Genomic DNA, 14,655 nt, shown 5'->3' on the forward strand with positions numbered 1-14,655 from the left:
CATGGCTATAGTCCGCCGGCTTCGTGACGCCCTCCTTGGAGGGGCCGACCGAGGGCCCCTGTGGCGGAACTGGTAGACGCGCTCGACTCAAAATCGAGTTCCGCAAGGAGTGCTGGTTCGATTCCGGCCAGGGGCACCACGCTTCGCCCTTCGGGCTTCGCGTGGCGCGGCCATGCGAAGCCCGAAGGGTGAAGCGTGTCCGGCGAAGCCTCTTGGCGAAGACGGACTGGCTCAACACAGCTCAATCTCCCCCTCCACTAGCAATCGTCACATCCCCACTGTATAAGCCGGTAGCTTCTTCTCACTCGAAGGAGCTCACATGAACGACCTGCACGCGTGGCTTTCCGAACAGCACCACGGCCTGCGCACCTTCCGGACATTCCAGCAAAAGCTCGAGACGCTCGGCCGGGACGATCCCGCCCAGCGCGGCCTCTGCCGCCTGCTGAGCAGTCTCGTCGGCAGCTATGTCGAGGCCTATGACGAGGCCCCACTGCCGGTCGAGGTCGCCGACAGCGCCTATCACCGCCTGCTGACGCTGGTCGCGAGCATCGATCTGAATGCCGACGCCGACCGCAGGCTCGCCGACATCAACCGCGTGGCGGAGAGCCAGCTCTGGCAGTGAGGCGAGGCTGCCGCGCCGGCTTGATCACGACAGGCGGGTGTAGGTCGTGTTCATCGTGTAGTCCTTGCTTGGACCCGACGCCACATGACGGACGACGAACGTTCCGTCCGGCAGGAACATGTAGGCCGACCGATACTCGTCGCGCCTGCAGAGATGGCGCGCGTATCCGCTCAACTCTCCTCCGGAGGATACGGACAGTGAAATCTCGTGAAACAGCCGCGGTGGATCTTCCCTGAAGAAGACCTTGAATCCTCCGTCGCTGTGGCTGAAGACGTATTCGCGTTCGGCCTGCACAATGGTGCCGTTCGCAAGCCTCAGTTGTCCCTGCTCGCGATAGGCCAACCGCTCCCTGTCGAGTGGCGCGAAGGTCGCGATACCCTGCATCGTGGCCTGGCCTTCGATGACCCGGTTGAAGGACCACGAGCCGACCAGCTTTTTCGTGATTTTAGAGGCTTCACCCCAGCGATCGATCGTGGCTTCGTTCATATCTTCACGCCCGCGCGCTAACCAACCGGTCCGGACGTGCAAGAGCCGCAGCCGGGAGTTCGACTTCAGCGAACCGATACCTATATCCTACCGCAACGGATGGTGATGCAGCGAGCAGCTTTGATGGCCAGAAGACGCACGACGGAAGCGGACGCCGACGGTCTCCCCCGCTATTTCGTCTGGGTCCGGGGCCTCGAAGGCCCCGAGCCGCAGAAATGGATGACGATGGATTTCGGCATCGGCGACTGGAAGCGGCCGCAGGTGCTGGCGTATTTGGAGCTGCCGGAAGGCGAACGGCACCTGCCGCTGTCGGCGCTGGCGCGGCGTTATCCGCCGCCGCGGGTGGACGTTCTCTAGGACAAGCTTGGCGCAGCCGTCATCTACCCGTTCCCTATTCGCTGAAACTGAAGAGCTGGCCGCGACCGCCGTTCCGTAGGTCCGACCGCGGCGTGTCGGCACGTTCCCGCTTGCTACCTCAGCGGGATTGTGTACAGAATACATCTTATTTCATGACGCAACCATTGATTGAATCAGGGGAATGCAGCTCGACTCGGGCCTGAAGCGCCTTCCCACGGAATTGCCGGAGAAGCCCCATGTCACGTGGCGCGCCGAATATTGATAGTGCCAGACCGGAACACCCTCATCGCGACATCAATACCGGCGGCGCGACAGACACCACCCCGGCAAAGCGCAAGCTGGTGCTGTTCGCCGACGGTACGGGCAATGCATTCACGACCCAGGAATCCAGCGTCTGGCGTCTCTACGAGGCGCTCGACCACACCCAGCCAGACCAGATCTCCCACTACATCAAGGGCGTGGGCACCGCCGGCTGGGCGCCGCTCGCAGCCCTCGACGGCGCCACCGGTTTCGGCGTGCCCTCCAACGTCCGCAAGCTCTACCGCTTCCTGTGCTGGAATTGGCGCCCCGGCGACGAGATCTACATCTTCGGCTTCAGCCGCGGCGCCTTCACCGCGCGCACGCTGGCGTCCATGATCGCGAGCCAGGGCCTCGTGCCCGCGGAGATCAAGGGCGAGCCGGTGTCGCATGCCGAGATGGAGCGCAACGCCATGTCCGCATGGCGGGAATACCGCAAGGAATCGGTGGGCTATTGGAGCCTGCCGACGATCTGGATCACGCGCTGGATCCGCGACTTGCTGCTCATCATCTACCATTTCGTCTGCCGGCACCGCTCCTATCGCACGGTCCGCAACGCCATGGCCGGTCGCAAGAACGTCACGATCGAATATCTTGGCCTGTTCGACACGGTCGAGGCTTTCGGCGTCCCGATCGAGGAGCTGCGCGTCGCGATCGACTGGGCAATCTGGCCGATTTCGTTCCGCAATCACCGGCCCTCCCATAAGGCGAAGCACATCTGTCACGCGCTTGCGCTCGACGACGAGCGCACCACCTTTCATCCGCTGCGGATCGACCAGAGCCGTCTCGCGACTGACCAGACCGTCAAGGAGGTGTGGTTCGCGGGCGTCCATTCCGACATCGGCGGCGGTTATCCGGAATCCACCCTCTCCTTCGTTCCGCTTGTCTGGATGACCGAGCAGCTCGGTGGCCAATTGCGCTTCCAGGAGGGCACGATCGAGCGTTTCCGCGAGTATCAATCGGCGATCGGGCCAAAGCACGATTCACGCAGCGGCGCCGCCGTGCTTTACCGCTACGGTCCGCGGCCGATCCTCGAAGGCGATGTGAACGGCGGCACACCGGTGGTTCACTTCGCCGTGGTCGAACGCATGCTGTTCGGATGCGACGATTATGCGCCGATCATGCTACCCGCAAACGCGCGGGTGCTGATGCCCGACGGAAGCATCAGGGAGCTCACCAATGGCGGCGCGCATCAGGCCATGCATGACGCCTATGTGAAGAAGGCGAAGGGCCCGATAAGCAAGGAGGAATCCGACGCCTTCACCGGGATGAAAGCACCAGACGCGGACATGGCGAATCTCGCGCGCGGCGCCGTGTGGTGGCGACGCGTGGCCTATTTCGCGCTCCTGATCATGACGGGCATCATTGCAGCCTGGCCGTGGATCGCCCACATGATCATAGATACATTCAGCAAGAACCTGCGCGATTCTGTCAGCGACATCGACTGGGGTTTCAGCGCCATACTCGGCTCCCTCGCGAACCTGCTCAAGAACGTGTTGCCCTCCTATGCAGGGCCATGGCTCAATATCGCACTCTATTATCCTCTCGCCACCTCACTCGTCGTGCTCGTCACATGGTGGGTCTGGAACATCAACGCCTCGCTGCGTGATGGCATCCAGGAGCGCGCGCGGCTCGCCTGGTACCGGCCGGAGCGCAAGGCGAGCGCAAAAAACCTCAGCCGGATGAGTCCGTTGTTCAGGTTCGGCGGTTTGATGCAGCGAAATGCACAATGGATGAGCTTTCCGTTCACCAAGATCATCTTTCCCATCGCCTCCATCGTCGCCATCTACGGCGCGGCCCTGCTGATCGCCTCGAGCAGCTTCTTCACCTGGCGCGTCGCGACCGGGCAGGTTTGCGAGGCCCCGGAAACAAAAGCCGCAGAGGCGAAGAAGAAGGGAGTGAACGTCGCGACGGACATTCCGCCGGCCAGGCCGGTGGGCGACGACGCGCTTCCCGCGACCGAGCTGTTCAACGTCAACCAGTTCTGCTGGGCAAGCAGGCTCGCCGTGGAGAAGGGCCGCAAATACCGGGTCTGGATCGATATCGACCAACGCTGGTTCGACCGCACGATCACGACCGGGGTCAACGGATTCCAGACCTACGAAAACCACCACTACGTCGCCCTCCCGGCCCGGCGACTGCTCGGCGCGGACTGGTTCCAGCCGGTCGTACGCGTCGGCGAGAAGGGCCTGAACGATCAGCCGCTGCAGGCCGTGAACGTGATGTCGGCAGATGAGCTGCCGCGCCGCATTGACCCGACCCTTCCCGCGGAAAAGGCGGAGGATGAGCCGAAGAACAGATATCCCGTCCGCCTCGAAAACGCTGAGGAATCGGGCACGGACGATGCGACGAAGCTGACGAAACTCAAGGCCGATATCGCCAAGATGGGCACATTCGATGCGCTTCCCCCAGACGAGACGGCGCGCAAGGTCTGGGACACGCAGAAACTTGCAGACCGGATGGTGGCCGAATTCACCGCACCTGATTCCGGCGAGCTGTTCTTCTACGTCAACGACGCCGTGCAGATCGTCCCGGGCTTCCTGAGATGGCTGGCGCCGTCAAAATATGCCGACTATTTCGGGCCGGACGAACAATACTACAAGAACAACAGCGGCACGGCGCGGATCACGGTACAGCGCCTGCCCGCGCCGCCGACACCATCGACTGCAGCAAAGCAGTAGGCGCCGTCCACGACGGAGCGGAAGGAAGAATGACATCGCGCCCCCATGATTATGGGTGTCGCGCTCCCCACGCTGCGGCTAAGCTTGGCCTCGCGCCGCGGGGGACACGTGGTGCGGGACCACGAACATGAGCGAACAGGGCGAGACGGGTGAAGCCATCACCATCCTCCTCGTCGAGGACGATGCGCCGACCTGCTGGCGGCTGCAGGACGCGCTGGTCAAGGCCGGCTACGAGGTGCGCAGCGCCGGCACGCTGGCGGAGGCCCGCTCCGCGCTGGCCGCGACGGCCCCGCGCGTGCTGCTCACCGATCTCAGGCTTCCCGACGGCCATGGCGTCGAGCTGATCCGCGAGATCCGGCAGCGCTTTCCCGACACCGAGATCATGGTGATCTCGGCGCTCGGCGACGAGGAGAGCGTGATCTCGGCGATCACGGTCGGCGCCACCGGCTATCTGCTCAAGGACGCCTTCCCCACCGACATCGCCACCACCGTGCGCGATCTGGTCGCTGGCCATTCCCCGATCTCGGCCTCGATCGCCCGGTTCATCGTCCGCCGCACGCAAGGTGCCGCGCAGAGCTCGGCCGAGCCGTCGCCGGGGCCCGTGCTCAACACGGCAAAGCTGACGCCACGCGAGATCGACATCCTCTGGGGCATCGCGAAAGGTTTCAGCTACGCCGAGATCGCGAGCCATCTCGGCCTGTCCAGGCAGACCGTGCCCGGGCACATCAAGAACATCTATCGCAAGCTCGAGGTGCACACGCGCAGCGAAGCGGTGTTCGAGGCGGTGCAGCAGGGCCTGATCAAGCTGTGAGCGAGATCGCGGTGAAGGCACCCACGCGTCCGCGGCGCCGGCTGATCGCGTCGCGCCTCGTGCCGTATCTGCTGCTCCAGGCGCTGATCGTGATCGCGACCATCCTCGGGCTGCGGCTGCTCCAGCCCAGCGACCCCGACGATTTCGCGGTGAGTGGATTTTCCCTGCGCGAGGACGGCGCGACGCGCCCGGTCACCTTGCCGCACTTCACCTCGTCGCGCTATTCGCTGGCCGATCCGCCACTCTATACCGGCGCCTTCACGTTCCAGCGCGACCAAGCAGCATCGGGATGGTCGGTGTTCCTGCCGCGCTTCAGCAACGCGGTGGAGATCGCCGTCAACGGCGTCGTCGTGCTCGACTCCCGCCGCGACGCCAACGCCAACCGGCCGGACCGCAACACGCCGCAGATCGCGCTGATCCCGGCGTCCCTGCTGCGCGACGGCAGCAATGAGATCACGGTGCGGCTGTTCGTATGGGGGCCGTTGAAGGGCTTTCTCGACACCGTCTATGTCGGCCCCGACACCGCCCTGCGGCCGGCCTTTGAAACGCGCACGCTGCTGTTCGTGACGCTACAGGTGGTGTTCTCAGCGTGGCAGTCGATCCTCGCCGTCATCCTCGCCATCATGTGGCTGATGCGGCGGCGCGAGCCGGTTTACGGCGTGCTGGCGGTGGCGATGGTGCTCGGCGTCGTGCAGGCCTTCGTCCCACCGCCGGTGCCGCCTGTCACCACGTCGCGCCTGGCCGCGGTCCTGCTGGCGTCGGCGCCGACCGAGAGCGCGCTGATCGTGATGTTCGGCGTGCTGTTCTTCGGTTGGCGCTGGCCGCGTTACGGCGCGCTGCTGTTCGCTCCGGGCCTCATCGTGTTCGTGGTCGGGCTGATCGCCGGCCCGCCGCTGCCGCGCATTCTGTTTCTCACGCTAGGCATCCCGACGGTCGGGATCAGCCTGTTCCTGATGGCCTGCGTCACCGCGACCGCGGTGGTGCGGCGGCAGGACGCGGCGAGCTTCACGATCGGCTGCGCGGTGACCATCGTGCTGACCTGCTGGGTCCACGACATGCTGTCGGTGTTCGAGATCGTGACCAACGAGCGCATCTTCGTCTCGCGCCTGTCCTATTCGGCGATGCTGGTCGCGATCGGCGCCGGGCTGACCTGGCGCTTCGCCCGTGCGCTGAATCAGGTCGACAGCTTTGCCGGCCAGCTCGTGGCGCGCGTACGCGAGGCCGAGGAGCGGCTGAAGGCGAGCTTCGCCCGCGAGGAGGAGCGCGCCCGCGCGGCCGCGCTCGCCAACGAGCGCACCCGCCTGATGCGCGACCTCCATGACGGCCTCGGCGGCCAGCTCGTCAGCATCGTCGCGCTCTCCGAGCGCGGCCATGAGGGCGCGACCATCACGGACGCCGCCCGCGCGGCACTGAAGGATCTGCGCCTCGTCATCGACTCCATGGACGACATCGGCGGCGACCTCATGCTCGCGCTTGGCTCCTGGCGCGAGCGCGCGACGGCACAGTTGCGACCGCACGACATCGCGCTCGACTGGCGCGTGGCGACGCCGCAGGGCCTGCCGCTGCATCCCGAGCTCAGGCCATGGCACGTGATCCAGATCGTGCGCATCCTCGACGAAGCCGTGACCAATGCCGTCAAGCATGCGCAGGCGCGCAACATCGCGGTGACCATCGAGACACTCGACGGAGGCGGGGGACCGTATGGCGTGATCAGCGTGACCGACGACGGCCGTGGTTTTGCGCTCTCTGGCAACGGCGAGACCGCCGGCGCGAGCCAGACCGCACGGGGCTTGCGCAATATGAGAAGCCGCGCCGCGCGCTGTGGCGCAGTGCTCAATCTGGCCTCGAATGCCTCGGGCACTCGGGTGCGGCTGCAATTGCCGCAAGTCTTTCCCGACAGCGACGCGGCTGGCGGCTGAAAAGCCCCCTCCCCGAACGTGTGGGACGCACGGAGAGAGGGAACGGGCCGGAGTGTTTTGCCTGCGGAGGACGGGGGGTTCGTCCGCTGGGGCTCCTTTGCCCGAAACGATGCAATCAACTCAATGGAACGAGATCGTCAGCGCACGCCCACGCGATTGACCGGACCGCCGCGATTCATCGGCGTTCCCGCACGAACGCCAACGCCGGGCGCACCGACACCGGGTGTCGCGACCGCAGCCGCCGCAACCGGGGCTCCCGGTGCAACCACCACCGCCGCCGTCGGCCGCACCACGCAGCCCTTGGGCACGCCGACGGTCTTGCAATAGACCACGGCCTGCGCCGGGCTCGTGCCCAGCGACACCATCGCCGCACCCGCCAGCACCATGACCGTCAGCCCGGCGCTCAGCGCTCCCGCTCTTTTCGACATCTTGCTCTCCTGCTTCCCGTTCGGCGCCCGATGCAATTCACCGGGTCTCGCAGCCGACGTGCAGTCTGAATGGCAAAAGACGGCGCGCGGATACATGCCATGAAGATGGGGGTGCGGCGGCCGAGGCGATGCGCCGATGCCATGAACATGGCATGGACCGCTACCCGCCCCTCGCGGGATGGTCCGGCCCGCTTGATCCCGAACGGGACCACCGACAATCCCAAAGAGGTGCTTAATGAAGATTTCAGCTCTCGCCGCGCTGCTGCTTGCCGCCACCATCCTGCCCGCCGCAGCGCAATCCGGTCCGACGCCACAGGAGCAGATGGCCTGCCGCAGCGATGCCAGCAAGTTCTGCGCCGAGCACATCGGCAAACCGCCGCAGATGAACGCCTGCCTGCGCGAAAACAAGTCGAAGCTTTCGGACGGCTGCCGCAAGGTGGTGGAATCGCACGGGGGGTAGACGCATGTTTCACCCTCCCCTGGAGGGGGAGGGTCGCTGCGCATGCAGCGAAGCGAAATGCGCAGCGGGGTGGGGTGATCTATCCACTCGGGCATTGTTCGCTGCGGAGAGACCGTCACCCCACCCCGCTCGCGCTGCGCGCGATCGACCCTCCCCCTCCAGGGGAGGGTGAGCAAACTCCGACCTCTCCCAAAGCACAAATCTTGCAAGCACTCCGCAGCGGACGTTTCTGCGCGGAGTGCTCTTCAATGTACGACACCATCATCGTAGGCGCCGGCTCGGCCGGCTGCGTATTGGCCAACCGGCTGTCGGCCGATCCGCACCGCAAGGTGCTGGTGCTGGAAGCCGGCCGGGCTGCGCCGCTCGCGTCCGACATTCCCTCGGACTGGCCGACGATGTTCAACACGGCGGTCGACTGGGGCTATTACACCGAACCGCAGGCGGGCTGCCGCGGCCGCCGCATCTTCTGGCCGCGCGGCAAGATGGTCGGCGGCTCCGGCGCGATGAACGCGATGATCTATATCCGCGGCCTGCCGTCCGACTACGACGGATGGGAAAAGGCGGGCTGCGCAGGCTGGGCCTGGCGCGACGTGCTGCCAAAGTTCATCGCCTTCGAGAGCAATGCGCGCTTCTCCGACAATCCCTTCCATGGCACGCGCGGTCCCCTGCACGTGGCGGACGTCCCCTATGTCGATCCGAACGAGCTGACATGGCTGGAGGCAGCGCTAGGTGCGGGGCTGACGCACAATCCCGACTTCAACGGCGCCATCCAGGAAGGCGCGGGCTTCTTCCAGTTCGTCATCAAGGACGGCGAGCGTTTCGGCACCGGCAAGGCCTATTTGCGCCCGGCGCTGGCGCGCACCAATCTCACGCTGAAGACGGGCGTGCGTGTCACCCGCATCATCTTCGAGCGCTCCCGCGCGATCGGCGTCGAATATCTCGAGAATGGGCAGCCGAAGAGCGCCTTCGCCACCACCGAAGTGGTGCTCGCCTCCGGCGCCATCGGCTCGGCGCAACAGTTGCTGCTGTCAGGCGTCGGCCCTGCCGACGAATTGAAGGCGGTCGGCATGGATGTCGTGCACGATCTGCCCGGCGTCGGCCGTGATCTCCAGGACCACATCAACATTCCCATCACCTTCTATACGAAGGAGAAGATCGGCGTCGGCGCCTGGACCGAGGAGAGCCTGGCCGCGAGCCTTGCCGAGTGGGAAACCAGCCGCAGCGGTCCGCGCACCTCGCCCTGGGTCGCCGCCGGCGCGCATGTGCGAAGCCGCCCCGACGTCGAACCGGACCTGCAGCTCTACGGCGCAATCAGCCCGCACCGCGACTATGTCCGCTTCCTGTCGTCCAGGCCGGGCATCACCCTGCATGCGACGTTGCAGCGGCCGAACAGCCGCGGCCGGATCACGCTGCGCTCGGCCGATCCGATCGAACATCCCGCGATCGACCCCGGCTATTTCGCATCGGATGCGAGCGGCAGCGACATCGCGACCATGATCGAGGGCGTGCGCATCAACCGCCGCATCGCCGCGCAATCGCCGCTGAAGGAGATGATCGAGGGGGAGATCACGCCCAGCGCGGAAGCTGTCAGCGACGCCGAGATCGCCGACTACATCCGCGGCCATTGCACGACCCTCTATCATGCCGCCTCGACCTGCCGCATGGGCACGGATGATCTGGCCGTCGTCGATCCGCAGCGGTTGCAGGTGCGCGGCCTCGACGGCCTTCATGTCGCCGACGCCTCGGTGATCCCGATCATGATCTCAGGCAATATCCAGACGCCGACGATCCTGATTGCAGAATGCGCAGCGGCGGCGATCCTGGGCTGACGACAGATCTAGTCGTCGTCATCCGCCCCGAACAGCCTGATCTGCGGGAAGCCGCCACGTGGCCGGCTTGCGTAATCGCGCGCATCGGAATCTTCGCGAACGCTCCGTGCCACGTCGTTCCAATCGGTGCGGTCGCGCATGCCGCGCGGATCGCGGGAGTCGTAGCGATGACGTTCCGCCCAGCGCTCGCGGCGATCCATCCGGCGCCGTTCGGACGCAGCACGCTTTACGTCGGCATCCCTGGCCTTGGCATAGGCGTTGTCAGGTGAGGAGGAAGGCTCAGTTGAAGCCTGCTGCTCGACAGGCTTCGGGGACGATGCCGGAGCCGGCTTCGGCGGCTCAACCGCGGCCGCTTGCGAAGGCTGCGGCGCTGGCGGCTTGGCATTCGCCTGATTGGTCTGCGTGTCGGGCTTTGCGGCTTCAGGCTTTGCTTCGGCCTGTGCCGGTGCAGCGATCATCGCGCCAAAGGCCTGCGAGCCGGTGAGATAGTTCACGCGCTCGGACGGCGCGCTCGTTGGAGCCGACGTGGCAGCCTCCGTGCGCTGCGCCATCTTGCTGGTGTCCGCGCCCTGCTTGGGCGCGATCGGATTCATGATGTTGCCGGCAACGATGCCGCCGCCGAGACCAATGGCAATGGCCACGATGATCGTTCCGGCACCGACGAAATAGGCTGTCGAGGCGCGCATTGATCCACTCCCTCTCTTGGGGCGGGCAACGCGTGGGGATTGCCAGATGTTCCTGATACCCGCGGGTTCCTGAAAGGAAACCCCGAGCGTCAGATCTGCTGCGCGACCTTCTCGAGCCCGATGAGGCGGGCGAGCTTGCGCACTTCCTCTTTCTGGTCGTCGCGCAGCTGGAACAGCAGCGGCATCGCGGCCGACTTCAACTGCTGCACCTCGTCGCAATTCGGATCGATCTGCGCGCTGGGCGGCGCGTTCGGATTCGACAGCTTGTTCGCCTGGATCCTGCGCGCGACGTTGCGCAGCGCGGTCTCCACCGAAGGCCAGTAATATTCCTGCGACGACGACAGCTTCAGGCGATCCTTGATTCCCGAAATCTGAACGTCGGAGAGCAGCGAATAGGATTTCTGCGGCTGCGGCTTGGCGGCGACTTTCGGCTTGACCGGGACCTCGACGGCTGGAACTTCAGCCGCCGCGGGCGCCTCATGCGCATTTGCTTTTGGCATCGGGAAATCGGACGGCGTCGCAGCGGCAAAGGCCTGGCGCAGCGGCTCGGTCAGGAGCGGCGCCTGCGCGAGCTTGTCGGCGGGCACCTGGACCGGCTCGATCGCGGCCGAGGCCAGCGCCAACGTCGGAACCAGTCGATCGGCCTTGGCAGCGCGATTGGTGGCAAGCGGCTTCGATGGCGGGGCTTCGGTGATCATCTCGGCGCTGACGCTCGGCACACTGTCACGGCCGAGGATGGCGGTGGTGGCGGCGCCAAGGACGAGGAAACAGGTCAGCACGACGATGGTGATGGCTTTGGACAAACGTCCCTCCGCGCCCACAACTTCAAGTCCACGTGATCACTGCCCGGAAACTGGGCGATAATTAAGGCTTAACCGTGCCATCGCGGCGGCAATCGCGCGGACTGCGGCGACATCGCCAAAAACCTCAAGAAAATCAGGCAGCTGCCGCCAGATCGTAGGCGTCCTGGATGTCGGCAACGATCTCGGAGGCCTCCCACACTGCGCGTGGCTCGACCGATTGCAGCGTGACCGTCCAATTGCCGCCCCGGCGGGTGCGGGGGACGCTGACGATGTCGAAGCGCACATTGCGGCACAGCGGGTGGCGGGCCAAGGCGTGGGCGACGCGGACGCGAATCTCGTCCAGCGACGCCGCCGTCTTGGTGTTGAGAAAATCGAAGTCCATCGCCTGTCCCTCTCGGTCCTGATTGGCGGCCTTGAGAGGGATTCTTGGCGGGGCTTGGTTAATCCGCCGTTAAATGAGGGGGTTTTGAGGTATGCGGGATTAACTGTGACCGATGCGATCGCGCCCTCTCTGCCTCTCCCCGTTCTTACGGGGAGAGGGTCGGGGTGAGGGGCTGTCTCCACAATCACGGTAACGGCTGCCCTTGCGGAGGCTACCCCTCACCCGCCGCGCGCTGGCGCGCAATTGCGCTGCCGAGCGCGTCGGCCTCTCCCCGCACGCGGGGAGAGGCGAAGAGCTTACCGCCCGCCTGCCTCGCGGTATTCCGCGATCGTCCGCGCGACGAGATCATCGACCCCGAGCACATCGGTGACGCCCGACGTGGAGTGCCCGCCGCTCCAGATGTCGCGCCAGCGCTTGGGCCGGCTCTCGCGCGCGGCGACCTCGATATCCTCAGCGATGTCGATCGCGCCGCGCGCCGGCAAATCGTCAGGATCGAGACCCGCAGCGATGATCGACGGCTTCAGCATGCTGGTCTGAAGTCCCGTGAACGCGGTGGTGAGCAGGATGTCGTCGGCGCTGCTCTCGACCAGCATCCGCTTGTAACGGTCGTCGGCCATGCTCTCGCGCGTCGCGACGAATTTCGTGCCCATATAGCCGAGATCGCAGCCGAGCACCTCGGCGGCATGCAGCGCGCGGCCATCGCTGATGCCGCCCGCGAGCACGATGATGCCGTCATAGAATGCGCGTACCGCGCGGACGAAGGCGAACGGATTGAGCCAGCCGGTCTGTCCGCCCGCGCCTGCGGTCAGCAGGACGAGCCCGTCTGCCCCCACTTCCGCCGCGCGTTCGGCATGGCGGATCGAGGCGACGTCTGCGAACACCAGCGCGCCGGCGTCGTGCAGCGGCTTCAAGACTGGCGACGGCGAGCCGACCGAGGTGATGACGATCTCCGGCTTGTGCCGCAGCAGCGCCGCGAGATCCTGCTCCAGCCGAACGTTGGAGCGGTGCACGATCAGGTTCGGGCAGAGCGGCGCGGCCTTGCGGCCAGTCTGTCGTTCGTGCTGCAGCAGCTGCGCTTCGATCTCAGTGAGCCATGCGTCGAGCTGTTCCGTGCTGCGACAATTCGCAGTGGGGAAACTGCCGATCACGCCGCTGCGGCAGGCCGCGACCATGAGCTCGACGCCCGACACCAGAAACATCGGCGCTGCGATCAGCGGCAGGGCGAGACAATCGCCGAAACGTTGCAGTCGCTCTGACGTCACGCATGCCTCCCTCGCGCGGGCTTTGTCGTTTCCTCCCGCATTCCCTGTGCTAGCGTTGCGGCAAACATTGGCACGTTAGAAGCCGATGACAAAGCAACGAAGAGACACATGCCCGATCCGCTCCACGCATCGTCGCCGACTTGCGCGCAGACGCTACGGGCACTGTCACGCTATCCCGACCGCACTGCTTTCAACCTCGTGAAGACGCGAAAAGGCGCTCGGCGCATGCGCCCAAGCAGATCCAGTTCGTCGAGCAGCTGCCGATGACCGGCGTCGGCAAGGTCGACAAGAAGGTACTGCGTGCAGGCTTCTGGAGCGGACGGGACCGGATGGTGGGGTAGATACCCCGGAATTCTACGGTGCCGTTGTGGCTCCGGCACCACATCGGACGACGGAGTGTGCGCCCGTGCCGGCCGAGCGATTGCGGGCGAATCAGGGAATCAACTAGACCGCAGATGGGGCTGGGAAGCGGAGTATCAAATGAGAGTCGCTTCCTTGGAAAGTGCAGTCGCCGCGATCACGTTGATCACGGCTATCATCGTGGTGCTGTGGGAGATCAAGATCTTCTACGGTATTTGAACTGGCAGGACGCTGGCGTCGAACAAGAGGCCTCCGGACAAGAAGAGGTTCGCGACCAGGGCATCCCTTCCGCGGCGGCGGAAGCTGCCATTCAATTGGCTTCCGGCCTGAGCACGGCGGAAGCCGTCATGCTCACCGCCTCTCGATCACAAGGCTCTGCACCGCGCGGCCGAAATAGCCCTGCCGATCGGCAAGCCGCGACATCGCAAGACCCGCGCCGTCAGGGCCGATCCAGGAGTCGCCGTCGAGCAGGATCCACTCGCCGACCGGCTGGCGCGCAAAGCTCACGGTGAGATCGGCGTTGATGTAGGTCCAGGCGCGGAAATCGAGCGTCGAGGCGGTGCCGTTGGAGAAGTCGGCGGCGACCACGGCGCGCATGGCCTGCGAGATGGCCTCGCCCTCGATCAGGGGATGGTCGACACGAAACCAGATCGCGCCGGCGCCGGCCTGGCCGAAGCGGCCGCGCGCGGCGCGCATCGAGACCGACCGCACGAACGGACTGGTGGCGGCGTGACCGTCCTCCACCAGCGAGTCCTCCGGCGACGGCAGCGTGACCGGCAGATCCCTCACATCGTCGGGCAGCGCCTGCGCCTGGCGTCTGACCTTGAGCACGGTGGCGCCGACGACCTGCACGCCGTCGGCGAGCAGCTTGATCTCGCAGAGCTGGATCTTACGGCCCTCGCGCAGCACTTCGCTCGCAATCGTGAGCGGCGCAACCGGCACCGGCCGCATCAGATCGATCGTGACGCGCGCGATGTCCATCGGGGCAGGCGTCGGGATGCGTTCGGCCGCCCATGTCACCAGCGATGCCGGCGCCGAGCCGTGCTGCATGCGCCGGTCCCAGGGACCGGCAGCGTCCGGGCTGGTGACGACGCTGTTGCCGTCGACGCGGTAGATGGGGGGCATGGTGCAATCCCTGTTGGCTGAGATGCTCGGAGTCCCAATGACGGTGTCGTCCTGGCGAAAGCCAGGACCCATTACCCCAGGGAGAAGTTGCTGCGCGAGATCGTTAACCGCGAGCCTTCGCCAAACTACGCCCTGTGGTTATGGGTC

14 protein-coding genes and 1 tRNA gene are annotated in these 14,655 nt (G+C 65.5%); 8 read left to right on the top strand and 7 right to left on the bottom strand.

What is annotated here, in order from left to right; genetic code table 11:
• Positions 1 to 54 precede the first annotated feature (54 nt).
• Both IQ16_RS29685 and IQ16_RS29690 read left to right on the top strand, forming a co-directional pair.
• A tRNA-Leu gene (locus tag IQ16_RS29685) sits at positions 55 to 139 on the top strand.
• A 180-nt stretch (positions 140 to 319) separates the two neighbouring features.
• On the top strand, positions 320 to 622 hold the full coding sequence (locus IQ16_RS29690) for a hypothetical protein (protein ID WP_018646482.1): 303 nt from the start codon (positions 320 to 322) through the stop codon (positions 620 to 622).
• 24 nt (positions 623 to 646) lie between these two features.
• Here IQ16_RS29690 and IQ16_RS29695 read toward each other — a convergent pair whose 3' ends face one another.
• On the bottom strand, positions 647 to 1,108 hold the full coding sequence (locus tag IQ16_RS29695) for a DUF6314 family protein (RefSeq protein WP_018646481.1): 462 nt from the start codon (positions 1,106 to 1,108) through the stop codon (positions 647 to 649).
• A 123-nt stretch (positions 1,109 to 1,231) separates the two neighbouring features.
• On the opposite strand from IQ16_RS29695, the gene IQ16_RS29700 reads away from it, so the two are divergent.
• The 4 genes from IQ16_RS29700 to IQ16_RS29715 all read left to right on the top strand — a co-directional run bounded on the left by IQ16_RS29700 (position 1,232) and on the right by IQ16_RS29715 (position 7,173).
• A complete protein-coding gene (locus IQ16_RS29700; RefSeq protein ID WP_018646480.1) occupies positions 1,232 to 1,465 on the top strand; it encodes a hypothetical protein in 234 nt (77 codons plus the stop codon).
• 236 nt (positions 1,466 to 1,701) lie between these two features.
• Positions 1,702 to 4,443: a T6SS phospholipase effector Tle1-like catalytic domain-containing protein gene (locus IQ16_RS29705; RefSeq protein ID WP_018646479.1), complete on the top strand. Its 2,742-nt coding sequence runs from the start codon at positions 1,702 to 1,704 to the stop codon at positions 4,441 to 4,443.
• 127 nt (positions 4,444 to 4,570) lie between these two features.
• Positions 4,571 to 5,254, top strand: coding sequence for a response regulator (locus IQ16_RS29710; RefSeq protein WP_018646478.1), 684 nt, complete (start codon positions 4,571 to 4,573; stop codon positions 5,252 to 5,254).
• Positions 5,251 to 7,173: a sensor histidine kinase gene (locus tag IQ16_RS29715; protein WP_018646477.1), complete on the top strand. Its 1,923-nt coding sequence runs from the start codon at positions 5,251 to 5,253 to the stop codon at positions 7,171 to 7,173. The genes IQ16_RS29710 and IQ16_RS29715 overlap by 4 nt, the downstream gene beginning before the upstream one ends.
• Before the next feature lie 137 nt (positions 7,174 to 7,310).
• Here the strand turns inward: IQ16_RS29715 and IQ16_RS29720 are convergent, their stop codons facing one another.
• Positions 7,311 to 7,601, bottom strand: coding sequence for a hypothetical protein (locus IQ16_RS29720; RefSeq protein ID WP_026312537.1), 291 nt, complete (start codon positions 7,599 to 7,601; stop codon positions 7,311 to 7,313).
• 235 nt (positions 7,602 to 7,836) lie between these two features.
• Here IQ16_RS29720 and IQ16_RS29725 point away from each other — a divergent pair, with 235 nt between their 5' ends.
• A complete protein-coding gene (locus IQ16_RS29725) occupies positions 7,837 to 8,061 on the top strand; it encodes a cysteine rich repeat-containing protein (RefSeq protein WP_018646475.1) in 225 nt (74 codons plus the stop codon).
• Between the two features lie 248 nt (positions 8,062 to 8,309).
• Positions 8,310 to 9,890: a GMC family oxidoreductase gene (locus tag IQ16_RS29735; protein ID WP_018646474.1), complete on the top strand. Its 1,581-nt coding sequence runs from the start codon at positions 8,310 to 8,312 to the stop codon at positions 9,888 to 9,890.
• An 8-nt stretch (positions 9,891 to 9,898) separates the two neighbouring features.
• On the opposite strand, the gene IQ16_RS29740 is transcribed toward IQ16_RS29735, so the two are convergent.
• From IQ16_RS29740 to IQ16_RS29760, 5 genes are all read right to left on the bottom strand, one after another.
• Positions 9,899 to 10,576 carry a hypothetical protein gene (locus IQ16_RS29740; protein WP_018646473.1) on the bottom strand — a complete coding sequence of 226 codons (678 nt, stop codon included), beginning with the start codon at positions 10,574 to 10,576 and terminating at the stop codon, positions 9,899 to 9,901.
• An 89-nt stretch (positions 10,577 to 10,665) separates the two neighbouring features.
• Positions 10,666 to 11,379: a hypothetical protein gene (locus IQ16_RS29745; RefSeq protein WP_020608055.1), complete on the bottom strand. Its 714-nt coding sequence runs from the start codon at positions 11,377 to 11,379 to the stop codon at positions 10,666 to 10,668.
• A 133-nt stretch (positions 11,380 to 11,512) separates the two neighbouring features.
• Positions 11,513 to 11,761, bottom strand: a complete 249-nt coding sequence (locus tag IQ16_RS29750; protein ID WP_018646471.1) for a hypothetical protein — start codon at positions 11,759 to 11,761, stop codon at positions 11,513 to 11,515.
• Positions 11,762 to 12,057: 296 nt separating this feature from the next.
• Positions 12,058 to 13,023: an NAD(P)H-dependent flavin oxidoreductase gene (locus tag IQ16_RS29755; RefSeq protein WP_018646470.1), complete on the bottom strand. Its 966-nt coding sequence runs from the start codon at positions 13,021 to 13,023 to the stop codon at positions 12,058 to 12,060.
• A 711-nt stretch (positions 13,024 to 13,734) separates the two neighbouring features.
• The gene (locus IQ16_RS29760; RefSeq protein WP_018646468.1) at positions 13,735 to 14,508 is read right to left on the bottom strand and encodes a thioesterase family protein; all 774 of its coding nucleotides are present in this window, start codon (positions 14,506 to 14,508) and stop codon (positions 13,735 to 13,737) included.
• Between the last annotated feature and the right edge of the window lie 147 nt (positions 14,509 to 14,655).

Origin of the sequence: Bradyrhizobium huanghuaihaiense (assembly GCF_007830635.1) — a bacterium.
Lineage (GTDB): Bacteria > Pseudomonadota > Alphaproteobacteria > Rhizobiales > Xanthobacteraceae > Bradyrhizobium > Bradyrhizobium huanghuaihaiense.